Source organism: Streptomyces sp. CC208A (genome assembly GCF_030010625.1).
GTDB lineage: Bacteria > Actinomycetota > Actinomycetes > Streptomycetales > Streptomycetaceae > Streptomyces.
This window is the reverse complement of record NZ_JASCXN010000046.1, coordinates 16,873-39,446: the sequence shown is the minus strand read 5'-3', so window position 1 is coordinate 39,446 and position 22,574 is coordinate 16,873. Positions and strand designations below refer to the sequence as shown.

16 protein-coding genes are annotated in these 22,574 nt (G+C 71.9%); 9 read left to right on the top strand and 7 right to left on the bottom strand.

Features of this window, described 5'->3' with window-relative positions; all coding sequences use genetic code 11:
• Positions 1-170 precede the first annotated feature (170 nt).
• Both QK442_RS32825 and QK442_RS32820 read right to left on the bottom strand, forming a co-directional pair.
• A complete protein-coding gene (locus QK442_RS32825; RefSeq protein ID WP_282697768.1) occupies positions 171-884 on the bottom strand; it encodes an SDR family NAD(P)-dependent oxidoreductase in 714 nt (237 codons plus the stop codon).
• Complete coding sequence (locus tag QK442_RS32820; protein ID WP_282697767.1) at positions 881-2,233, bottom strand: hypothetical protein; 1,353 nt, start codon at positions 2,231-2,233, stop codon at positions 881-883. The genes QK442_RS32825 and QK442_RS32820 overlap by 4 nt, the downstream gene beginning before the upstream one ends.
• A 399-nt stretch (positions 2,234-2,632) precedes the next feature.
• On the opposite strand from QK442_RS32820, the gene QK442_RS32815 reads away from it, so the two are divergent.
• Genes QK442_RS32815 through QK442_RS32775 form a run of 9 tightly spaced genes read left to right on the top strand, consistent with a single transcriptional unit; the run spans position 2,633 to position 11,183 of the window.
• The gene (locus tag QK442_RS32815; protein ID WP_282697766.1) at positions 2,633-3,589 is read left to right on the top strand and encodes an SDR family oxidoreductase; all 957 of its coding nucleotides are present in this window, start codon (positions 2,633-2,635) and stop codon (positions 3,587-3,589) included.
• On the top strand, positions 3,586-4,245 hold the full coding sequence (locus QK442_RS32810) for a phytanoyl-CoA dioxygenase family protein (RefSeq protein ID WP_282697765.1): 660 nt from the start codon (positions 3,586-3,588) through the stop codon (positions 4,243-4,245). The genes QK442_RS32815 and QK442_RS32810 overlap by 4 nt, the downstream gene beginning before the upstream one ends.
• Positions 4,242-5,261, top strand: a complete 1,020-nt coding sequence (locus QK442_RS32805; protein ID WP_282697764.1) for a glycosyltransferase family 2 protein — start codon at positions 4,242-4,244, stop codon at positions 5,259-5,261. Before QK442_RS32810 ends, QK442_RS32805 begins: the two co-directional genes overlap by 4 nt.
• A 47-nt stretch (positions 5,262-5,308) precedes the next feature.
• On the top strand, positions 5,309-6,292 hold the full coding sequence (locus QK442_RS32800; protein ID WP_282697763.1) for a hypothetical protein: 984 nt from the start codon (positions 5,309-5,311) through the stop codon (positions 6,290-6,292).
• A 15-nt stretch (positions 6,293-6,307) separates the two neighbouring features.
• Entirely contained in the window at positions 6,308-7,513 is a 1,206-nt protein-coding gene (locus QK442_RS32795) for a polysaccharide pyruvyl transferase family protein (RefSeq protein ID WP_282697762.1), read from the top strand.
• A gap of 25 nt (positions 7,514-7,538) precedes the next feature.
• Positions 7,539-8,561, top strand: a complete 1,023-nt coding sequence (locus QK442_RS32790) for an NAD-dependent epimerase/dehydratase family protein (RefSeq protein WP_282697761.1) — start codon at positions 7,539-7,541, stop codon at positions 8,559-8,561.
• Positions 8,558-9,334 (top strand): HAD family hydrolase, encoded by a 777-nt coding sequence (locus QK442_RS32785; RefSeq protein WP_282697760.1) that lies wholly within the window; start codon positions 8,558-8,560, stop codon positions 9,332-9,334. The genes QK442_RS32790 and QK442_RS32785 overlap by 4 nt, the downstream gene beginning before the upstream one ends.
• The gene (locus QK442_RS32780; protein ID WP_282697759.1) at positions 9,331-10,185 is read left to right on the top strand and encodes a glycosyltransferase; all 855 of its coding nucleotides are present in this window, start codon (positions 9,331-9,333) and stop codon (positions 10,183-10,185) included. Before QK442_RS32785 ends, QK442_RS32780 begins: the two co-directional genes overlap by 4 nt.
• Entirely contained in the window at positions 10,182-11,183 is a 1,002-nt protein-coding gene (locus QK442_RS32775; RefSeq protein WP_282697758.1) for a glycosyltransferase family 4 protein, read from the top strand. The genes QK442_RS32780 and QK442_RS32775 overlap by 4 nt, the downstream gene beginning before the upstream one ends.
• A 7-nt stretch (positions 11,184-11,190) precedes the next feature.
• Here the strand turns inward: QK442_RS32775 and QK442_RS32770 are convergent, their stop codons facing one another.
• The 5 genes from QK442_RS32770 to QK442_RS32750 all read right to left on the bottom strand — a co-directional run bounded on the left by QK442_RS32770 (position 11,191) and on the right by QK442_RS32750 (position 22,553).
• Positions 11,191-12,027 (bottom strand): TrmH family RNA methyltransferase, encoded by an 837-nt coding sequence (locus tag QK442_RS32770; RefSeq protein WP_282697757.1) that lies wholly within the window; start codon positions 12,025-12,027, stop codon positions 11,191-11,193.
• A 76-nt stretch (positions 12,028-12,103) separates the two neighbouring features.
• Positions 12,104-14,263 carry a DEAD/DEAH box helicase gene (locus QK442_RS32765; RefSeq protein ID WP_282697756.1) on the bottom strand — a complete coding sequence of 720 codons (2,160 nt, stop codon included), beginning with the start codon at positions 14,261-14,263 and terminating at the stop codon, positions 12,104-12,106.
• Between the two features lie 94 nt (positions 14,264-14,357).
• Entirely contained in the window at positions 14,358-15,752 is a 1,395-nt protein-coding gene (gene brxD, locus QK442_RS32760; RefSeq protein WP_282697755.1) for a BREX system ATP-binding protein BrxD, read from the bottom strand.
• A gap of 31 nt (positions 15,753-15,783) precedes the next feature.
• Complete coding sequence (gene pglZ, locus QK442_RS32755) at positions 15,784-18,651, bottom strand: BREX-2 system phosphatase PglZ (protein WP_282697754.1); 2,868 nt, start codon at positions 18,649-18,651, stop codon at positions 15,784-15,786.
• Entirely contained in the window at positions 18,651-22,553 is a 3,903-nt protein-coding gene (locus QK442_RS32750; protein ID WP_282697753.1) for a phage resistance protein, read from the bottom strand. Before QK442_RS32750 ends, pglZ begins: the two co-directional genes overlap by 1 nt.
• Positions 22,554-22,574 lie beyond the last annotated feature (21 nt).

Here is a 22,574-nt window from a genome sequence, read left to right as displayed (position 1 = left end):
GGCAGTACGGCAGACGGATGGCTCGTAAGCGCAGCCGTAGGCGAGCGGTGTCCCCGCTCGATACCACCTCGCCCTCTGGCCGGCCCCTCCCGGCGTCGGCCAGCTGGATCCCGCCTACCTGTACCAGCGAAGAGGCCTGGTGGGGCAAACCCGAGTGCGGACGCGGCAGGTCACCAGCCCAGGGGCTCGCGGTCGTAGAAGAGGCCCCCTGTGGGGCCGTTGTCGGGAAGAGTGGCGAGCCAGACGGGCGTGTCAGCGGCGTCCTCGGGAGTGCGGTCGGTTTCGCCATAGGCCATGCGGGTCGCCATGCGCCCGGGGGAGACGGCGTTGACGAGAATGCCGGTACCGCCGAGTTCGGCGGCGAGGATCTGAGTGAGGGCGTTAAGGCCAGCCTTGGAGATCCGGTAGCTCACGTTGCCGGTGCCCATGTTGCTCTGTGAGCCGAGGTGGCTGGTGATATTGACGATGCGACCGTAGCCGGTTTTTTTCATCTCCTGTGAGGCAGTGGCGGCGAGCCGCCAGGCGCCGAGAAGGTTGGTGTCCAGCGTGGCCCGGACGCGCTCGAAGTCGGGCGCGGAGGCTGCCTGGCCGCGGTCGATGGCGACGGCGGCGTTGTTGATCAGCACGTCCAGGCGTCCGAGCTGGGCGGCGACGTCGGCGACGCATCGGGCGACGCTGGCTGGGTCGGTGACGTCCAGCTCGTGGGAGTGGACGAGCAGCCCCTTGCTGCCGAGGGCTTCCTCTGCGTCCCGGCCGGCGAGGCGGTCGCGCACGCCGAGGACGACCTGCATGCCCTGTTCGGCGAGGCGGGTGGCGATGGCGAGGCCGAGGCCGCGGTTTCCGCCGGAGACGAGGGCGACGCGCGGGGTGGGGTGTGTGGTCATGCGGCCAGTTTGGCGAGCATCTGGTCGAGGCACTGGACTTTCGGGTCCTTGGCTGTGAGCGGGAGTTCGGCGCGGGCTGCTGCGGCGCGGGCCGCGTTCCGTTGGGAGGGGGCGGCGGTGATCATCGGGATAGCCGTTTCCAGGAGGTGGACGGCGTGGTCGGCGTTGCCAAGGGCGTTGTGGGTCCGGGCGTTCTGGACGGTGTAGGTGGCCAGGTCGCGGCGCTTGGTGGCCGGCATGAGGTCGAGCGCGGTGGTGTAGTGGCGCTGGGCGAGCCGGGGGCGGCCGAGGTCGGCGTGGCAGGCGGCGGTCTGGGCGTGGAACTCGGCCGTGTCGAAGTAGCCGGTCCAGGAGGGGTCGTCGTCGCCGGTGTTGGTGCGGGCCATCTGGGTCTCGGCTGTGGACAGCAGTCGGTCGCATTCGGTGCGGTCGCCGCAGGCCGCCGCTGCGCGGGCCTGCCGCAGCAGCAGCATGGCCAGGGTGCGGGGGGTGACCTCGCCCGCGCCGTCGACGGCGGCTGCCGCGAGCGCGTGGGAGTCTGCGAACAGGCCGTGGTCGTAGCACTGGAGGCTGAGCGACTTGAGAATGTTGGCGCCGAGCGCGCGGTCGTCGGCGGTGTGGGCAGCGCGCAGGCCGCTGGCCCAATACCGCTGGGCGGCGGCGTGCAGTCCCGCGTCGAAGGAGGACCATCCGGCGAGGCGGCCCAGTTCGGCGCCGAGGCGGAGCAGCCGCTGACCGACCTCGTCGGTGTAGGACGCCTCTTTGAGGATGCCGGTGACCGTGTCGAGCTCGGCGTCCAAGAGGTGGCGGGCGCGCGGTCCGCCCAGACGGGCCTCCAATCGGCGTAGCCGGGGCAGGCCGTCCTCCAGGTCCGCGACGAGCTGCGCGTCGATGCGGCCTCCGGCGAGGGCTGCGGCCACTGGCTCGGGGTGCTGGGTGAGCCACTGGCCGGCCAACGTGACCAGAGCCCCGCCGCCGAGCTTCATGAATCCGCGGCGGTCGAACATCGCATGCTCCAGGGTGTCGTCCAACGCCTGGAGCGTCCCCGCCCGGGTCCACGGAAAACCAGTGCGGACTGGGCCGCCGTCCGGCAGCCAGCCGGGCCAGCCGAGCCGGTGCACCTCGTCCATCGGAACGCCGAGTTCAACAGCGAGAGCGGCCTGGCTCTCGCCGTCCGGCTCGACGCCCCAGTGCTCCCACTTCCATGCCTTGCGCCGGTCAGCCGACCGGCGGGTGGGCTTGGCAACGATGTCGACAACGTCCTGGTAGGTCCAGCCTCGTTCCTCCCGCACCACGCTCAGCGGGTGAACCAGCCGTACCGGTGCCCGTAAGCCGGTCGATCGGCTCATGCCCCAACCCCCGATGCATTCACCGGACTGTAGCCAGTCCACCACCGTGCGCTGATGGTACATCCGAGGCGGCTGAGCCCAGAAGACGACAGGAAGACGACAAACCTGCTCTGTTCAGACCTAGTTGAGCGGGGGTTAGCTGGTGCTCCCCCGAAGGGTGACCGGCTGGCGCATGTGCGGCCGGGCGTCGCGGGGGGAGGCCGGGGACCACCTCAGAGACCTGACGCCGACCCGGCCGTGCAGCGAGAAGACGTCCACGACGGACGGACCACTCGCACCGATCACCGGGGCGCGACAAGCCTGCCGCGCCCGCACCCGTTCACCGCGCACGTCGATCCCACCTGCAGTGTCCTCGTGCTGCCGGGCGAGTCGGGCGTGCCCGATTGCTGGAGGAGCCCCATGGCCCGAAGGACTGCTGTCGTGACCGGCGGAGCCGGATTCATCGGCTCCCACCTGTGTGACGCGCTGATCCGCGACGGCTCCGCCGTGGTCTGCGTGGACAACTTCCTGACCGGCAGCCGCGACAACATCGCGCACCTGCTCGGCGCCGAGCACTTCGAGCTGGTCGAGCAGGACGTCAACGACAAGCTCGCCGTCGCGGGCGAGGTGGACGTGGTGTTCCACCTCGCGTCGCCGGCCTCCCCGGCGGACTACCTGCGCCACCCCATCCCGACACTGTCGGTCGGCTCCATCGGCACGCTGAACGTGCTGGAGCTCGCCAAGGAGCGCGGAGCCCGGTTCGTCCTGGCCTCGACCTCCGAGGTGTACGGAGACCCGCACCAGCACCCGCAGACCGAGGCGTACTGGGGCAACGTCAACCCGATCGGCCCGCGCAGCGTCTATGACGAGGCCAAACGTTTCGCGGAGGCCGCCACCGCCGCGTACCGCCGCGAGTTCGGCACCAACACCGCGATCGTGCGGATCTTCAACACCTTCGGCCCGCGGATGCGCACCGACGACGGCCGCGCGGTGCCCGCCTTTGTCACCCGGGCGCTAGCCGGGCAGCCGCTGCGGGTCACCGGGGACGGCCACCAGAGCCGCTCGCTGTGCTACGTGGACGACACCGTGGCCGGGCTGCTTGCCGTCGCCGCGAGCGACCGCCCGGGCCCGGTCAACCTGGGCACCGAGGACGAGCGCACGGTGTTGGCCCTCGCTCAACTGGTCCTCGACCTCACCGGCTCCGCTGCGGAGGTCGAGTTCACTGCCCTGCCCGAGGACGACCCGGTCCGCCGCAAGCCCGACACCACCGTGGCCCGCGAGGTGTTCGGGTGGGCGCCGCGGACGGCGATCGAGGACGGCCTGGCCGCCACCGTCGCCTGGTTCACCGAGCAGCTCACCGCCGGGGCCACCCGGTGACCGGGCCGACCGCCGACGCCCTCGGCCGGCTCCGGGCGGACGGGTACACGGTCGTCCCGGCCGTGGTCACCGATCAGCTGCTGGAGCGGCTGCGTGCCGAGGCCGATGCCCTGGTGGCCGCGTTCGAGAGCGGCCACCGCGGCGAGGACTTCTGGCACTTCACCCGCGAGGGCGAGAGCACGCCGGTGCTCTACCGCGTCCACAACCTTGAGCAGCAGCCGGGCGCCCCGCTCGCAGCCGGGTTGTTCGCCACCGGCCCGCTGCACCACCTCGCCGAGACCCTCCTCGGCGGCCCGGCGCGGGCCCGGGTCATCGCCATGATCGTCAAGATGCCGCACGTGGCCGCCGCTGTCCCCTGGCACCGCGACCGCACCGACGCCGAGCCCGGCCGCGCGATCAACCTCAGCTTGTTCCTGGACGGCTCCGACGCCTCCAACGGCTGCCTGGAGTTCGTACCCGGCAGCCACCTGCTGGCCGATGACGCCGACGTAGACCAGGTCCGCGACGCCGGGCCTGTCCTGCCGGTCGGCGCGCGGGCCGGCGACGTGGCCGTGCACGACGTCCGGGCCGTGCACGCCTCGCGCCCCAACTCCACCGAGCGGCCCCGCCGCAGCCTCGTCATCGAGTTCGTCCCCGCCGACACGGAGGTACCGTGACCAGCACCGCACCCGCCCGCCGCCCGAAGGTCGCCACCATCACGGTCGGCACCAACGAGGCCCGCTGGCTGCCCGCCTGCCTCTCCACCCTCCTCGCCAGCCACACCCCCGACCTCGACCTCACCGTCTGGTACGTCGACAACGCCTCCACCGACGGCAGCACCGCGATGGTCCGCGACGACTTCCCCGCCGTGCGGATCATCGAAAACGACGCCAACCTGGGCTTCGCCCGCGCCAACAACGTCGGCATGCGCGCCGCCCTGACCGCCGGCGCCGACTACGTGTTCCTCGTCAACCCCGACACCCGCACCCCGGCCGACCTCATCCAGCAGCTGACCGCCTTCATGGAGAAGTGGCCAACGTACGGCATCTGCGGCCCCATGCAGTACACCTACACCTACACCGACGCCGACGGCGGGGCCGTCTCCCTGGACGAGCACAACGACTGGTCGCGGCTTGCGCTGAAACTGGGCGAGGCCGACGGCTTCGTGGGCGACCGCCCCAACCGGCCCTCCCCGGCCGGCCCCGCGCACGGCCGAGCCCCCGCCACCCTAGAGCACGCCTACGTCCAGGGCGCGGCCCTCTTCGTCCGCGCCGAGGTCCTGCGGACCCTCGGCCTGTTCGACCGGGTCTTCCACACCTACTACGAGGAGACCGACCTGTGCCGCCGGGTCCGCTGGGCGGGCTGGCGGGTCGCCCTCAACCTGGACCTGGGCATCCAGCACTACGGCGGTGGCGGAACCGGCGCGAGCACCTACCGGCGGGTGCAGATGCGCCGCAACCGCTACTACTTCCTGCTCACGGACATCACGTGGAGGTGGCCCGCGATCCTCTCCCTGTCCGGGCGGTGGCTGCGCCAGGACCTGGCCGGCCGCTCGGTCGGCGGGAACACCACCGTGGTCGGCGGGTGGGTGGAGACGGCCGCCGCCGCCTGGTGGCTGCTGCGGCTCGCCCCGACCATCGCGCGTCGCCGCCGTGCCTACCGCCGCCTGCGCGCTGCCGGGGGCGCGCGGTGAGGCTGCTGTTCGCCGGTGACTTCCATTGGCAGGCCGGATCGGCGCATATGGTCGGCGAATACGTGCGCGCCGCCCCCGCGCTGGACTGCGAAGTCGCCCTCGCCGGTCCGCTGTGCCGCCTGGACGACCAGGTCCCCGGCCTGCTGCCGGTCGTCGACGATCTCGGCTGGGGCACCCACCTGGTCCTGGTCTTCGAAGGCCGCCAGTTCCTGGACGAGCAGCGGCGGGAGCTGTGCGAGCGCTTCCCCCGGGACCGCCGGATCGTCCTCGACCCGGACGCCCACTGGGGCGAGCACACCGTCCTCGGAGCTGACGACTCCGCCGGAGGATACGGCCACCAGCAGTGGCAGCAGCTCTACCGGGACCTGAGCGACCTCATTCTCCAGCCGCGCCTCGGCAAGCTTCCGGACGGCGCGCAGTTCTTCCCCTACTTCGGGATGCCCAAGCCCGTGCACCGCCCGGAGCGGGCACCAGCCGCGACCTACGACCTCCAGTACGTCGGCGCGAACTGGTGGCGCTGGGACGCCCTCGCCCAGCTCATCGAGGCCGCCCGGTCGGCGAGGCCGTCGCTCACCCGCCTGCGGGTCGCTGGCCGCTGGTGGGACGGCGATCCCCACCCCGACCACCTCACCGCGACCACCAATCGACCCGGCTGGCTGGCAGAGCGCGGCGTGAAGGTCACTGGCCCCGTCCCGTTCGGCCAGGTCCTCGCCCAGATGGCGAAGGCCGAGATCACCCCGGTACTGGCCCGGCCCCTGCTCGCCCACCAGCGCCTGCTCACCCCCCGCATGTTCGAGACCGTCGCGGCCAGCACGATGCCCGCCCTGCCGCCCGAACTCGCCTACACCACCGGCCTCTACGGCGAGGAGATCACCCCGTTCATCCTCGGCGAGGACCCCGCCGACGACCTCGCCCGGCTCCTGCGCGACGGCCCCGCCAACCGACAGAGGCTCGGACGTATCCAGGACGAACTCCGCCGAGGGTTCAACTACCGGCGCGTCCTCGGCCAGCTCCTCGCCTTCACCAACTAGCCCGGGAGGACCCCTGTGCCCAACATCCTGCTCACCGGCATCACCAGCTGCGAGAGCCGAGGAGTCGAGGCCCTCGCCCGCTCCCTGGCCACCGCGCTGACCACCACGCCGGACACCACGGTCACCGTCCTCACTCAGACCCCGGCCCTGGACACCGAAGCGCTCGCCGGCAGCGGCGCCGACTGCACCGCGGACCCGTTCGTCATCTCCCGCTCCTGGGCCACCCTGCGGCCGGTCGAAACCGAGCCGCACCGCCGCGAACGCGCCGCCCGCCTCCTTAAGCACGCGGACCTGGTCCTCGCCACCGGCGGCGACCTGCACACCGCCGACTACGGCGTCTCCACCCCCTACCTCGCCGTGCTCGACCGGGCCCAGAAGCTCGGCATCCCCACCGCGATGATCGGCCAGTCCGTCGGCCCGTTCACCGACCCCGCCGAACAGGCCGCCTTCACCGCCACCGCCCAGAGGCTCGACCTGCTGACCGTCCGCGAGAGCACCACCCTGTCCTACCTCACCGGACACCTGGCCTTACCCGAGGAGACGGTGGTGCTCTCCGCCGACCCCGCCTTCCTCCTCGAACCATCCGGCCCCGAGCGCGCCGCGCAACTGCTCGCCGCCGCCGGCCTCGACGCCGCCCAGGAGTACGTGTGCCTGGCGCCGAGCCGGGGCGTGACCCGCTACAGCCCGATCACCGACACCCAGCACCTGGACGCGATCACCCGTCTCGCCGCCACCTTGTGGCGCGTTCGCAGGCGTCCGCTGGTCCTGGTCCCGCACTGCCACGACTCCCGCGAGCACAACGACGACCGCCTCCTTGCCCGGCAGATCGCCCACCGCCTCCCCGGTGTGCCGGTGCACGTCCTGGACGCCGACGGCACCGGGGCCAGCGACTACAAGGCCGTCCTCGGCGGCGCGGAGCTGGCGATCTCCGAACGCCTGCACGCCTCGATCGCCGCCCTGTCCAGCGGCACCCCGGCCGTCGCCCTCGGCCACAGCCCGAAGTTCCACGGCGTCCTCGCCGACACCTACGGCCCCGCCGCCCCGGCCGACGACGTCCACCGCGACATCGCAGCCTTCACCGCCGACCCGACCGCAGCCGAGCACCTCGCCCGCCTCAACGCCGACAAGCTCCGCGACCACCTCGCCCCCCGGATCCCCAACGCCATCGCGCTCGCCACCGCGGACATCGCCCGGGTGCGCGCCCTCCTCACCAACTCCTGACCCACCCACCCGATCGGAGCACAGCATGGCCCTTCACCTGGTGACCGGCGGAGCCGGATTCATCGGCTCCCACCTCGCCGACCGCCTCCTGACCGCCGGACACGAGGTCGTCGTCCTGGACAACCTCGACGGCGGCAAGCAGGAGAACATCCCCGCCGGCGCAAGGCTCGTCACCGGCTCGATCGCCGACCGCACCGTGGTGGATGACCTGTTCGCCTCGCACGCCTTCCACAGCGTCTTCCACCTGGCCGCGTTCGCCGCCGAGGGCATCAGCCACGCCGTCAAGGCCCACAACTACGAGGTCAACGTCCTCGGCAGCATCCACCTGATCAACGCCGCCCTCCGCACCCGCGTCCGGTACTTCTCCTACGCCTCCTCCGTCGCCGTCTACGGCACCGGCCGCGTCCCCATGTGCGAGGACGACCACCCGCAGCCCGTCGACAGCTACGGCAACGCCAAGCTCACCATCGAACGCGAACTCGCCATCACCGCGCAGATGCAGGGCCTGCCGTTCACCGCGCTGCGGATGCACAACGTCTACGGCGAGCGGCAGAACCTCGGCGACCCCCTGCGCAACGCGGTGGCGATCTTCCTCAACCAGATCATGCGCGGCGAGCCGATCACCGTATACGGCGACGGCAGCCAGCAGCGCGCCTTCACCTACGTCCACGACATCGTCGGGTGCTTCCTCGACGCCGCCGAGACCCCACGGCACTGGAACCGGGTGATCAACGTCGGCAGCCAGCAGCCCTGCACCGTGCTGGAGATGGCCCACGCGGTGCGCGAGGCGATGGGCGTGCCCGATCACCCGATCCGCCACCTGGACACCCGCGAGGAGGTCCACGCCGCCTACACCAGTAGCGAACTCGCCCGGATGCTGCTCGGCGGCTGGAAGGATACCCCGCTGGCCGACGGCCTCGCCGCCACCGCCGCCTGGGCCAAGGCCCACGGCCCCGTCCGGCCCCAATCCACCCTCGCCCTCGAAACCGCCCCCGACACCCACCCCGAGTGGTACGCCACCGCCACCTCCCGGACGGACACCCCGTGACCAAGCCCGCCAAGACCACCGCCCCCGCCGTCGAGACTATCGCCACCGACGTCGGCGGCGTCCTCTACTACGACGAGCCGTTCGAACTCGCCTGGCTCCAAGCCGTGCTGGAGCTGGCCGGCGAAGCCGACCCCACCCTGACCATCGAGCGGTTCACCGCCGAGATGAACCGCTTCTACCTCCAGCGGGCCAGCGCCACCGCCAACCTCGGCCTCTACAGCCCGGCCGGCGCGCACGCCTGGACCAGCGTCCGCCGCCGCTGGGCCGACCTCGCGCAGCTGGTCCCCGGCGCCCACGCCGCGCTCGCCTCCCTCGCCGAGCACCATCCGGTGTGCGTGGTCGCCAACCAGCCCCCCGAGTGCGAGGAGGTCCTGCGCGCCAGCGGCGCTACCGAGCACCTGGCACTCATCGCCCTCGACACCACCGTGGGCATCGCCAAACCGGACCCCGGCCTTCTCGGCTGGGCCATCGAGCAGCTCGGCTGGAACCCGGCCACCACTCTGATGGTCGGCGACCGGCCCGACCACGACGCCGCGCCCGCCCAGCGCCTCGGCGCCCACTCCGCGCTCGTCACCCCGCCCACCGGCTGGAATGCCCCGCCCGGCGTCGATCCGGCTCTGCTCGTCGCGTACGAGAAGGCGCGGGCCGAACGCCTGGAGGTTCGCCGCCACCCCGCCGCCGACCGCAGCCTGCACGCCCGCGATCTCGCCGACCTGGCCACCCGGCTCACCGACCGCGCCTCGGCCCGGCGCCGTACGGAGGCGGTCCGGTGAGCGTCCCTCTCACAGTGGCGTTGTGCAGCAACCGGCCGGGCCTGCTCCTGTCCGCCCTTGACCGGCTCTCCGGCGTCCTCGGCCCGGACGACCACCTCGTGGTCGTCGTGGACACCGCTGCGGACGCCGCCACCCAGCGGCGGCTCGCCGAGTCTGCCGACCGGCGACGCACCGTCTTCTTCAACGGGGCCACCATCGGCTTGTCCTACAGCCGCAACCTCGCCTTGAAGGAGGCCCCCACCCGGCACGTCGTTTTCGTGGACGACGACGTAGTCCCCACCGCCGCCGCCGTCGAGGACCTGCGCACTGCCCTGACCGACGGGGCGCATGTGGCCGGTACCCGGATCACCGCCGACCTCCAGGGCCGCCGCACCCCGTGGTGGCTCACCGCCGGGCAGCTGCACTACCTCGGCTCTCACCACCCGGACCTGCCCGCCAGCATCTGGGGCGGGTGCTTCGCCCTCGACCGCGACCATGCCCGCCTGCTCGGCATCGACTTCGACAGCCGTCTGGGCCGCGTCGGCACCAACCTGGCCTCCGCCGAGGACACCACGCTCGTGCGCCGACTCGCCGCCCTCGGCGCGGCCACCGCGGTCCTCCATGACACGCAGGTCCGCCACCTGATACCCGCCCACCGGCTCCGCCCCGGCTACCTCCTGCGCCGGGCCTACTGGCAGGGCCGCAGCGAAGTCCGCCGCCGCACCGCCCGCAGCGGCCTGCACAAGGAGTGGAGACGCAACCGCTCCAGCGGCGTCGGCGCGCGACCCGTCGTGCTCGCCGTGCTCTATACCGCTGCGGTGCTGACCGGCATCGGCCGCGAGCTGCTCGACCAGGCCCGGAGGCGCCCGTGAAGATCGCCATGCTCAACCCGCCCCACCGGTACGGGCGGGACACCACCCAGTGGATCACCGTCCCGCCGCAGGGCTACGGCGGCATCCAGTGGGTGGTCGCCACCCTCATCGACGGACTCCTCGCCGTCGGGTGCGAGATCCTCCTCGTCGGTGCCCCCGGCAGCAGCGTCCGGCCGGGCCTGACCGTCTCCGACGCCACCACCACCGACACCACCCGGGCCGCGCTGAGCGCGTTCGGCCCGGACGTGGTGCACGACCACACCAACGGCCAGCTCCTGCCCGCCGAGCCCGACTGGCCCGCCGTACGCACCCACCACCTCAACGGCGTGCCCGAGCACCGAGGGAACGGCGTCTACCTCTCCCACGCCCAGCGCCGCGCCGCCGGGTCCACGGACGCACCGATCATCCGGCTACCGGTCAACCCCGACCGCTACACCTACCGCGAGCAGAAGGACGACTTCCTGCTGTTCCTCGGCCGGGTCTCCGTTCACAAGGGCGCGCGGGACGCCGCCGCCTTCGCCCAGGCCGCCGGCTTCCCGCTGAAACTCGCCGGGCCGGCCTGGGAGCCGGACTACCTGCACGGCATCCTCACCGACTACCCCGACACCGCCGAGTACATCGGAGAGGTCGGAGGCAGCCACCGCACCGGCCTGCTCGCCGCCGCCCGTGCTCTGCTCGTCCTCTCCCAGCCCTTCGGCGGCCCCTTCGGAGGCGAGTGGATCGAGCCCGGGGCCACCGTCGTCGCGGAGGCGGCCGTCAGCGGCACCCCGGCCATCGCCACCGATAACGGATGCTTGGGCGAGATCGCCCCGCACGTCGGCATCGCCCTACCGGTCGAGCAGACGCCCACCGCGCAGGAGGCCGCCAAGATCCTGGCCGGCCTCCCGGCCCCGGAGTACCTCCGCGCCGCCGCCATCGAGCGCTGGGGCCACCACGTGATCGCCGCGAAGTACCTGGAGGTCTACCGCCGCGCCGCCGAGGGCGACACCTGGACCTGACACGAGATCAACGAGAACGCTTCCCGGCCGCGATCCGCTGCCGGGAAGCCTCGTACAGGACCGCGGTCGCGGCGTTCGCCGCGTTCAGCGAGCTGGCGGCCCCCGTCATCGGAATGCTTACCGTGAAGTCGCACAGCTCCCGCCAGGTGCTGGACAGCCCGGTCGTCTCGTTGCCCACCAGCAGCAGCACCGGCTGGGTCAGGTCGAAGTCGAAGACGTCGGCGTCGCCCTTCTCGTCCGTGCCCACCAGAACCAGCGGGTGACCGGCGGCACGCTGCTGCTCCACCCAGGCCATCACCTCGTTCGGCCCCGGCACCCGGACCGACGGCAGCGAGAACAGGCTGCCCGTGGTCGCCCGCACGGCCTTCGGGTCGTAGACGTCGGCGGCGTGACCCGAAACGATCATCCCGTGCGCGCCGAAGGCGTCCGCCGACCGGATGATGCTCCCGATGTTGCCCGGCGTGGTCGGCCGGTCGAAGAGGACACCGAGGAAGTCCGGCCCGACCTCGATCCGGCCCAGGTCGTCCGCCGGCATGCCGACAACCGCGATCACCTCGGGTGCCCCCTCGGTCTTCTCGCCCAGCTCCGCCAGCAGCCCCGGCGCCATCGCGATCCGCTCGGCCCGGGTCGTCCGCAACAGCTCCTGAGCCCAGCCCGACAGCTTCCGCCGGTCATCGTAGAGCAGCGCGTTGATCGGCCAGCCGTACTCCACGGCCAGCGAGATCGGCCGAACCCCCTGGACCAGGAACTCGCGGAGCTGGCTCCGCTTCTTCCGGTTGGTGAGCAGGGCCTCCCACTGCTGGAACCGGGCATTGCGGGAGGTGATCCGCTGAACCGCTGGCACCTGTCCTCCAAGATGAGCCGACTTCTTTCGATGCGTTCCGACCACGGCGGAGTCCGCACCAGCGCAGCTCGAAACCCTACACCGGCGCAATCATGCGTACGGGCTCACGGGCGGTGGCAAGCGCGCCGTCGAAGTCGGCTAGACGTTCAGCGAGCGTGGCGGAGGCGAGTCGGGATGGGAGTGCAGCGGAGAACTTGAGGCCGCGGACGGCGCGCGGATCAACTGTGGGCAGGGTGAGAGACTCGGCCAATTCGGCGCGGGCGACCTTCCAGTCACCCGGACTGAGGTCCTGACGCAGGCGGACGTGGGTGTCTGTGGGGCGCTGAACGGGATCGGCAATGTTTCCGAGGGAAGCCGTGAGAGTGGCGTTGGCGCGGTAGCCAGCCCAGGTCCACCAGCGGGTGGCGTCTGCGTCGCGGACGAGGAGGGTGCCTGCAGGGTGCACTTCGTGGGGTGCGCGATCGGTGCGGAGTTCGGCGAGGGCGGCGGTGGCGCGGCGGGTGAGGCGGACGTCAGGGTCTGTACCGAGGAGAACATCACGCATGGCTCGGGTGAGGGCGTAGGAGAGGCCGCGGGCTTCGCTTCCCTGCCATTTGGCGATGCCTCCGTCTTCGACGGGTTCGACGAAGGCGCGGCGTCGGGCCCAGTCGATGAAGGTGACCTGCCAGCTGCGGCCGGCCAGGAGCAGGCGGCGTGGGCCTGGGCGTTCCTCGGTGAGGACGGTGGGGTCGGTGGTGCCGATCTCGGTGCGTCCGGCCAGCACGGTGAACTCGGGGGGTGCAGTGAAGGAAGCGGTCAGTTCCATGAAGTGGCGGCGGCCGAAGTATTTCTCGGCTTCGGTGCCGATGAACAGCATGCCGCCGTCGCTATCGAGGAAGCCGCCTTCGACGAGGTGGGACAGGAGGGGGGCGGCGGAGCGGTCGAAAGGAGCCAGACCGTTCCATTGTTCGGGCCACAGGCGGTCGCCGAGGCGGTGTTCCTGCAGGGTGACAGCGAGGAGCTGCTGGGCGACGAGATGGCGGGGTGAGGGGGGCGGGGTGACGGGTTCGACCCAGCCGCGGGTCCACAGGGTGAGCAGGCCGGCGGCTTGGAGGAGGGTGTCGGGCCGAGTGGCGAGAAACAGGCAGTTGCGGGAGGTGCCGGTGCGGCGTCCGGTACGGCCGATGCGCTGCAGGAACGAGGCCACCGTGCTGGGCGAGTCGATCTGGATGACGCGGTCAAGGTCGCCGACGTCGATGCCGAGTTCGAGGGTCGAGGTGGAGACGATGACACAGTCGCGTGCTTCGGCGAATGCCTGCTCGGAGCGGGCCCGTTCCTCGGTGGAGAGGGAGGCATGAGAGAGGAACACGGTGACGTCGCGCCCTCGAAGCGCCGCACCGAGTTCTTCGACCTGCTTGCGGGAGTCACAGAAGACGAGCCGCTTTTCTCCCTTGTGCAGGGCGGAGATCACTTTGGCAGCGTTGGTGAGGGACCCGACGTAGTCGAGTTCCACCTCTCCGGCGGGGCGCGGGAGATTTTCGGCGTCGGCTGGGGCAGTCCCGCCGACCGGCAGGGTCACTCCGGGGGCGACGACCCGGCCGGGGCGGTCGGCGGGGCTGGCGCCCTGGAGCCAGGTGAGCAGGGTGTCGGGGTTGCCGACGGTGGCGGAGAGGCCGATGCGCTGGATCCGTCGGCCGGCCAGTCGCTCCAGGCGTTCGAGTACGGCGAGCAGGTGCCAGCCGCGGTCGTCCCCGGCGAAGGCGTGCACCTCGTCGACGACGACGGCGCGTACGCGACCCAGCATGTGCGTGTGGTCGGTTTTGACGCTTATGAGCATTGCTTCGAGGGACTCGGGCGTCGTCAGCAGGAAGTCGGGGGACTCGGTGCGGATGCGGCGGCGTACAGACTCAGGGGTGTCCCCGTGCCAGAGCGCGGCGCGGCGGCCCAGCCACTGGGCGTAGCTGTCGACCCGGTGCACCAGGTTGTTCAGGAGTGCCTTGAGCGGGGCCAGGTAGAGAACGGAGGTGCCGGTCCAGTGTTTCTCCCGCATTGCGGACAGCATCGGGAAGGTGGCGGCCTCCGTCTTCCCGCCGGCGGTCGGCGCGAGCAGGATCGCGTCCTCGCCGTCCATCAGCGGGTGCACGGCCGCCTTCTGCAGGGGGCGTAGATCGGGCCAGCCGAGGGTGTTGACGATGTGGTGCAGGACCACCGGGTCGAGGCGTTCGACGGGGTCGGTGCCGTGCGGCTGGTCCTGCACGCGGGTGCCTCCTGCACTGGTCGTCAGAGGTCGGAGTTAGTTCGGGGCCATTTGGGAGGCCAGGGTTTCGGTTGGGGACTGGAAAGCAGGGCCTTCAGAGGTCGATATCGAGGTCGTCGGCCGAGGCGGCTGGCGCGGGCGCGGCGAAGTTCCGCTCGGTGGCGGTGAGCTCAGTGCTGGCCACGGTCAGCTTGTAGTGCGTGCGCGGGTCGAAGTCGTCGAACTGGTCGATCCGGTCCAGGACATCACCGACCAGTTTCTTCAGGTACAGGCGCGGGGCCACACCGACTTTTCCACCGAGCGCTCCACCCACGGCCCGGGCCAGGTCGGTGAGGTAGGCGTCGTCGGCGAGCTGTTTGATCCGGTCGGGGGCCGGGGAGCCTTCGGCGTACAGGTCGCGGATGGTGGCGCCCAGGCTGGTCAGGGACTGTTCGGTGAAGCCGGGCAGCCGGATCTGGACGGCCCGGGGGTTGTCGAAGCGGGGGTCGGTGGTGAAGTCGGTGGCCAGGCGCTGGGCGAGCGGTGCGAGCCGCTGTACGCCCTGCTGCCCGTCGTAGAAGGCGGGGGTGCCGGTGATGATTAGGTACAGGCCGGGGAAGCGCCCGGAGTGAACCTCGTCGATGAGCTGCCGCAGCGCGTTGAGGGCCTTGTCGCGGGCATCGGAGCGGACCCGCTGCAGCGTTTCCACCTCGTCCAGGACGAGGACGAGGCCGGCGTGTCCGGCGTCCCTGAGGACGGTGAGCAGGCCCTGCAGGAAGCCGAACGCGCCGAAGTGGTCGAGGTCGCCGCGGACGCCCGCGCTGCGCCGGGCGGCTGCGGCGACGTGCGGCTGGCCGCCGAGCCAGGCCATCACCGCGGCGGCGGTGGCCTCGTCACCGGCGTCCAGGGACTGCTTGTAGCCGCGCAGGGCGGTGGCGAAGGCGGGGGCGTGCCGGGACACCTCGGCCAGGCGGGCGGTGAGCAGCCGGTCCACCGCCTGGGACAGTTCGCTCTCGTCCGTGCCGTCGGCGAGGGCGTCCTCTTCCAGGGCGTAGAACCAGGCGTCGGCGACCGGCCGCAGCGCGCTGGGCGGGAAGCTCGCGGTGGTGAGGCGTTCGGTGAGGCGCCGGTAGACGGTTTCCAGCTTGTGCAGTGGGGTCTCGGTCTCCGACACCTGTACCTCGGCCACGGCAAAGGTGCGGCGTTTGGCGCGCTCGCCGAGCCAGCGGGTGAAGAAGGTCTTACCGGAGCCGTACTCGCCGCGCACCGCCTTGAACACCGAGCCGCCGGCGGCAACGGTGTCCAGTTCCTCGTCGACGGCCCGCTCGAAGCGGTCGAGGCCGGTGGCGAGCAGGTCCAGGCCGCTTTCTGGGACGGCGCCGCGGCGCAGCGCGTCCACTACGGCGCGCCGCCGGACGGCGCCGACCGGGGAGCCGGTACCGGGTGTTGAAGATCCGAACGCGTTCACCCGGACAGTCTCCCATCCGGTCGTCCGCCCGGCCGCCGGCATGCGGGCCGGGCGGCCAGGGCGGTGCCCTGCCTCACAGCCCGAACTGGTCGATCAGCTGGGCCCGGTGCAGGCGCAGCGTGCGGTTGTCGGGAAGGATCTCCAGGACCTGGGCGCCGTCGTAGTTGAGGAGCTGGGCCAGCGTCGCGGCGAAGCCCGGTGCGCGGGTGGCCGGCTGGCCCGCGCGTTCGGCGAGCGCGGTCATCGTCAGGGTGCCCGTCTCGACCAGGGCGACCAGGGCCTTCGGTACCGTCTTGCCCTGTGGCTTGCGGGCCAGCAGCCCGAGCTGCGCCTGGTACAGCTCGGTGGCCATGAGGCGTTCCACCAGGGCGGTGGCCGGGTCGCTGGAGGCGGCGGCGGAGTCCTGTGGTGCGGCCGGGGTCGCCTGCTCCTCCCCGAAGAGAGCCATGGTCGGCTCGGCCACGGCAGGGGTCTTCTTCGCCTGCTTGCGGCGCGGCCGTACGCCGGCGGCCTCGGCCACACTGCCGGCTCCTGCGGCACCCGGCACCGGAAGGTCCATGCCTTCGGCGCGCTCGTCCCACCACGCGGGTGCCGGCTCCCCCAGCTCCCGCCAGCCCGTGGGCGGCTCGGCGCCGAACGGCAGCAGGGCGAGCAGCGGGATGGTGAACTCGGCGAGGGTGACCCCGCCGTGGTAACCGGCCTTCATCGCCGTGTACCGGGCGTCGTGGTCCCGCAGCGCGACGATCCGCGCACCGGGCTCAGGCCAGACCACCCGGGGGCCGGACAGTTCGATCTCGGCCGGGGCGAGGGGACCGCCGGGCAGCCGGTGACGGGCCGAGGCGACGCTGCCGGCGGGCGCGTCGGCCTTGCTGCCGCGCCGTTCGATCACATGCCCGTGGTCGGAGGTGAGCAGTACGGTCATGCCGCCCGCCCGGGCGGCCCGCAGAAGCGGCTCCAGGCCGCCGATCTCCTTGATCCGCCATGCGCCGTCGCCGAGCTTCTGCTCCTTGCCGAGCCGGTCGTCGACGGTGTTGAGGACGACCGCGACGTGGGTGCGCTCGTCGGCGAGAGCTTCGGTGAGGGCGGTGGAGAACGGCGAGCCTGTGTCGGGGCCGCGCAGGTCGTCCTTGTGGAAGATCGCCGCCGGGGCCCCCTTCCAGCAGGGATGCTGGGGGAAGAGCCGCTTCTCGTCACTCTGGTCGCCCTTCATCAGGGTGCCAGCGAACAGCGAGGTGCGCGAGACGGTGGTGAGGGTGGGCAGCGCCGCAGCCACCGCCCGCCGGGCCGGTGCCCCGGCGGGCTCCGGCAGGGGATCGTACTCCGACCAGTGGGCGCGCAGCTCCTCGCCGAGCTCGGCCGCTATCGCCGCGCTCATCCCGTCCACGAGCAGCAGCAGGACTCGGTGACCGGGCGAGGCCACCACAGGAGCGACCACCCGGTCCAGGAAGCTCTCCACGGTGAGCATGGCACCAGGCGCGGTGCCGTCCGCCGTCCACACCGCGAGCCGCTCGGAGAACGCGTGGTCCAGGGCCCGGCGCTCGCTGCGTACCTGTTCGCCGATCCGGCTGTACGCGTCGGCGAGCACGCTGTCCGTGTCACCGCCAGCCTCCAGGTGTTCCAGGGCCCGGTCCACCCAGCCCAGTTCGTGGATCTGGCGGGCGCTGCCCTCGGCCACGGAGGGGATCTCGGATGTGGGGCGGCCGGTGAGCCAGCGCCGCAGCCGTGCCGCCATCCGCACCCGCTCGATGCGGGCCGGGGTGGTGTCAACAGAGGCCAGGGCGTGCTCGGCCAGCGCGGTGACGACGTCGGCGATCTTCTGCGTGTCGCCTTCGGCGAGAGCGTGGCCGGCGGCGGTGAACCGCGCGTCGAGGCCGCCCGCGAGCAGCGGGCTGGCCGCGGCGGCACTCTGCGCACCGAACTGGGTGACGAGCTGCGCGGCCCGGCTCAGGACCGGGTCGGCGAGCCGGTGCTCGCCCCGGTCGAGCAGGCCACGCACATACTCCTCGCCGCTGCGTGCGAAGGCGGCCAGGAGCCGGTCGAGGTCGTCGCCCTGGGCGGGCGGCTTCTCGCCCAGCCACCGCTCGGCGCGTCCGCGCGCCCGGTACAGGTCGTGGTCGGCCTCCGCATGCCCCCACAGGGCGGCGCAGACCACCGCGTACGCCGCCGCGTCGCCCCCGTGCTCGGCGTCCACCAGGGCGGTGATGATCCGGCCGGTGGAGCCGGCCTGCTCGGGTTCGCCGAGGAAGGCGGCAAGGCCGGCGCGTTCCGGTCCGCGCAGGTCGCGCAGCAGGTCGGGGCCGCCGGGGATGAGGGTCCAGCGGAACAGGGCGACCGCGTCGATGCGGTCGCCGTCATCGTGCGTGGCCGGTGCGCCCAGCGCGTCCGTGTCCCGGCGGCTCAGGCGCAGCCGCCGCCGGGCCAGCCGGGTGAGGGCCTCGTCGCGGGAGAGCAGCCCTCTGCCGAGCGAGGGCCAGCCTCGGGTGGCCGCCGCGTCCATGAGCGCCTCGGCCGCCCAGCTCTCGCCGCGCAGCCGCGCGTCGACCCCGCGCGCGTCGAACGCCTCCCGCACGACCTCCCAGTTGTCGACCGACCGGATACGGCCGCCGTAGACCCGGGCGAGCAGTCCGGGGTCGAGATCGGTGTCCTCACAGTCGGTCAGGACGACCAGGACCCCGGGGTCGGGCGGGGTGGCCGTATCTAGATGGCCCAGGATCAGCTCGTGCACGGCCAACACGGACGGCGCGACGGCCACCCGCGCCTGCAGGCCGCCCGCTGCGCGCTGCACAGCGGGCGCCTCCCACTCGGGGGCGGCCCGCAGCAGCAGGACGCGGACCGCGCCGTCCCCGAGCCGGCTGCGGGCGGCCAGGTACTGACGGACCGTCCCGGCGGACAGCCGGGCGGGCCCCGCGGCCTGGGGCGTGCTGGTCACCGTGTCGGACATCAGTCGACGACCTTCCACACGACCTCGACCACGGCGTCCGGGCTCGCGGCCGCCAGCGCCGCGATCTCCGCCTGGAGTTCGGCGGCGGCCCGGGCAGCGGTGGTCCGCCCGCCGCCGGAACGGGCGACGGAGCGCGAGCCGGTCCGCGGGCCCGGCTGCTGCGGCGGCTCCGGCAGCACCTGCGGATGTGCGGAGCCACCGCCCAGGTCCACACTCTCGGAGCTCGGCGCCGCCGTGCCGGCAGGCGCCTCGGGCTGTGCGGGCGGGGCCTGCCGGGACCTCAGCAGCGCCACCACCTCCCTGCCGCAGGCGCTCAGCACCCCCGGCAGGTCGGGATAGTCACCCGGGTCACCGGCCGCCGCCTCCCACATCCGCGCCAGGACGGCCTCGCCCTCCACACCGGCGGTGGACGCCAGGCCCAGATGGTCCCAACTGGTGCTCTGCAGCGCGGTGGCCACCACCCCGGCGCTCTTCAGCGACATCCCGTACCGGTGCGCGGTGAAGTCGCCGAGGTCGAAGCGGGCGAGCCGGTCCACCACGCCCCTCGCGTCGAGGCCCGCCTCCGTGACCTGCCTGACCAGCTCCTGAGCCTGCCGGGCCAGGACGAGCCGGGGCGAGTCGTCGGTCAGCCGCAGAAAGTCGCGGTGCTTCTCCAGCTCCGTGACCAGCCGCCCGGCGTCCTGGGCGAGCCCGCCGGCAGCCTGCCGAATCAGCCCCGCGAACTGGTTGACGATCCGCCCACGCCGCAGCTGCGGCGCCACGCCGCCGAACACCGTCTCGAACCTCTGACGCGCCTGGCCCCAGTCGCTCTCGCCGGGCAGCTGCTGCTCGCGCAGCGCGAAGTCCGGCTTCAGCTCGTGCGGCGCGGGCGCGGGCTCGACGGGCACCCCGCCGCGCACCCACACCCGGTCGGTCATCTCGGCGTAGGCCGCGGCGAGCAGCCGTTGCAGCGGCTCGGGCAGTCCGCGCGGCTCGGGAAGGTCGCTCCAGTCGGAGAGCCTGACCAGCGTCGGCTCGGCGACACCATCGCGCCGCGCCTGGCTGTTGAAGTGGTCGGCCCACAGGCTCGCCTGCCGGTAGTACGCCTCCCGCATCACACCGAGCCCGAGACCGCCCGCGATCCGCGCCATGACCTTGCGGTCCTTGGCCTCGACCTCGACCTGCCCGTCGCGGTGCTCGGCGGCCTTGCGGACGTACCCGAACACGGTCCTGATCTCGGCGGCCTTGACGGACTTCCCGGTGCCCTCGGGGTCCAGGTCGGGATGGGCGGGGAACTGGTGGGCGAGCAGCTTCCCGGCCAGCTCGCGGGCCGCGGTATCCAGCTGCGCACCCAGCGGCAGCCCCAGACCGGCCACCTCCTGCTGGGCGACCAGATGGGTGTCGAAGCTGAGGTCGACGACCCCCTCCTGCTTCTGCGCCAGCCCGTACGCCTGCCGCAGCGCCTGATGGACCCGCTCGGTGAGGATGCCGAGCTGCGACTTCAGCATGCCCTTGGCACGTGCCTTGTCGTCGGCATTGAGACTGCGCGCGAAGTCGGAGTCGAAGCGGGCCTCGTCGGCGAGCGCCTTGTCGATGACCACGAGCCGCTCGAAGTCACCACGCACCGCATCGGTCAGATGCGTCGGCAGCCAGGCCAGGGTTCGGCACTCACCGCCCGGCCTCTCACGCAGCGCGCGCAGCCGCTGCACGTCGTCCATCGGCCCGAACTCGCCCTCATCGTAAGGGAAGTCGACGACGAGCCGCCAGGCGTCGTCCTGGCTGGGCCGCAGCGTCGACTCGGGCAGCGAGTCGGCCTCGGCGACATTGCCGAAGACCACCTCGACCTGCCGCTCGGTACCCTTCCACACCAGATCGAGCACGTCGTACGGATCGAAGCCACCGGGCCCGTCACTGACGCCGAGCGCCTCCTTGAGCAGGGCGCGCATCTTCGCCCGCCGACTGGCCTGGTTGTTGTGCACCTGCGCGTTGGCGAGCACGGCGTCCAGGTCGACACCGGTCAGCTCCAGCCGCACCACCGCGCCCGGACCGGTACCGACAACCTTGATCTCGGGGAAGGTCGCCGCCCATTCCTTGGCCTTCTGCTCCAGACGGCCGACCTCGGTGCCCGCGATGCGGGTCGTGATGGAGCCGTGGTTGAGCGCGTGCAGCCGAGCCAGGGTGAGATCGGCGAGCGCGGGCACACTGGGCGCGAGCGCGGACAGCAGCAAGGTCTGCAGCAGCCGACTGTCACCGGTGAAGTCACGGCAGCGAGCAGCCAGTTGCGGATCGCCCAGACTCGCCGGATCACGCCGGTACGCCTCGACCTGGTCCTCGGTGACCTGATTGGTCTTGAGCAGGTACGGGCGGAGCTTGTCGCGGTACAGCTTGTCGGCGGCCTCGAAATGCACATGCGTCTCGCCGCTGAACGCCTTGTCACCGCCACCCGCAATCGCCGGATACAGATCACCCAGCGGCACCAGCTGACCGAGCCGCCAGTCGTCCCGGTGGTCGACGAGCAGCTGGCTCATCAACTTCAGACCGGTACGGGAGCGCTGCAGCGCCGAGGAGATGTGCACCAGCGTGTCCATGAACGCCGGCGGGAACGGATACGTCTTGCGGAAAGCATCCTCGTCCGCCCCGGTGGTGGACTTGTCGTGCCCGAGCAGGGTGTCCCAGATGTCCGGCCCCAGCTTCTTGGCCTCGGCGAACGCGGCCTCCACCTTCGCCTCGGCTGCGTCGTCGACCGGCCGGAGCACACGGGCCCGGGCGATCTGCGGCAGGTTACGGTCCTCCAAGACGATCTTGTCGAAGCGTCCGCCGCTGAGCTTCAGGCTGTCCTGCACGGCGGCCTCCGCGGCCCCCGACATCTCCTCGCCGACCAGCTCCCGCAGATCGCGCTGACGGGCGATGAACGACACCACCGGGATAGCACGCCGCTCGTCGCCACCCTCCACGAAGTTCGTGATCTTGTCGGCCTCACGGGAGACGAACTTCTGGTCGTGGATCCGCGAGGCCAGCCACAGGATCAGCTCGTCCATGAACAGGACGAGCCCGTCGTAGCCCAGCGCCTTGGCATGCGCGGCGATGATGCCGAGCCCCCTGTCCAGCGACACGAACCCGTCGGCGTCCTCGGAAGCGCCCCGCGCGAACGACGGGAACAGCGTCTGGGTCAGATCCTGTACGAGACGGGCCCGCAGCTCACGCGGCGTGGAGGGGTTGTCCAGGTCGAGCTGCTTGGTGTTCTCGTGCTCCTCAGGCGCGCTCACCGCCGTATCGAGCAGCTCACTGGTCCAGGTGAAGGACTCGCCCCACTCGTCCTCCAGCCCGTCCCCCGCGTCCGCGAGCTGCGCTATCACCCACTCGTCGCCATTGCGCCGGCGCAGTTGGTCGAAGTCCTCGAAGAGCCCCTCGGTCAGATACACCTGCGGCAGCGGGCACCCCGGGTGCAGCTTGCGCACATGCTCCACGTACCGGCCGAGCACCCGCTGCTCCAGCGACTTGGCCCCCAGCATGTGGTACGGCACCAGCAGGAACCTGCGGTCGCCAGCGTCCAGCCAGGAGTGCTGGGCCCGCACCGGGTCGAGCTCGGCGCGCGCCCGCGCCGCCGGGTTGCCCGACAGCAGCGCGTACAGCACCGCCATGAAGTGCGACTTACCGGAACCGAACGAGCCGTGCAGGTAGGCCGCCTTCGAGGAGTGGCTCTCCAACGCCGACTTGATCAGATCCAGCGCCTCGCCGAAGTTGCCGACCAGCCGGTCGGTGACCACGTACTCCCTCAGCGCCGCCTCGGCGCCCTCGGGGGTGACCGCCTCGCTCAGCTTCAGCACGAAGTCGGAGGTAGACACCGACTCCGGGATGTCGATCAGCTCGCGCAGCAGCGGACGGTCCTCGGGGCGAGGGGTGTTCCTGCTCATGAACGCCATGATGTGTGTCTGCTCCTCGCC

What these genes read in the sequence shown, in the direction of transcription:
- QK442_RS32790 (WP_282697761.1), top strand. Translation starts at nt 7,539, where the DNA reads ATGGCCCTTCACCTGGTGACCGGCGGAGCCGGATTCATCGGCTCCCAC.
- brxD (WP_282697755.1), bottom strand. Translation starts at nt 15,752, where the DNA reads ATGCCGGCGGCCGGGCGGACGACCGGATGGGAGACTGTCCGGGTGAAC.
- QK442_RS32820 (WP_282697767.1), bottom strand. Translation starts at nt 2,233, where the DNA reads ATGAGCCGATCGACCGGCTTACGGGCACCGGTACGGCTGGTTCACCCG.
- pglZ (WP_282697754.1), bottom strand. Translation starts at nt 18,651, where the DNA reads ATGTCCGACACGGTGACCAGCACGCCCCAGGCCGCGGGGCCCGCCCGG.
- QK442_RS32800 (WP_282697763.1), top strand. Translation starts at nt 5,309, where the DNA reads ATGGTCGGCGAATACGTGCGCGCCGCCCCCGCGCTGGACTGCGAAGTC.
- QK442_RS32750 (WP_282697753.1), bottom strand. Translation starts at nt 22,553, where the DNA reads ATGGCGTTCATGAGCAGGAACACCCCTCGCCCCGAGGACCGTCCGCTG.
- QK442_RS32815 (WP_282697766.1), top strand. Translation starts at nt 2,633, where the DNA reads ATGGCCCGAAGGACTGCTGTCGTGACCGGCGGAGCCGGATTCATCGGC.
- QK442_RS32825 (WP_282697768.1), bottom strand. Translation starts at nt 884, where the DNA reads ATGACCACACACCCCACCCCGCGCGTCGCCCTCGTCTCCGGCGGAAAC.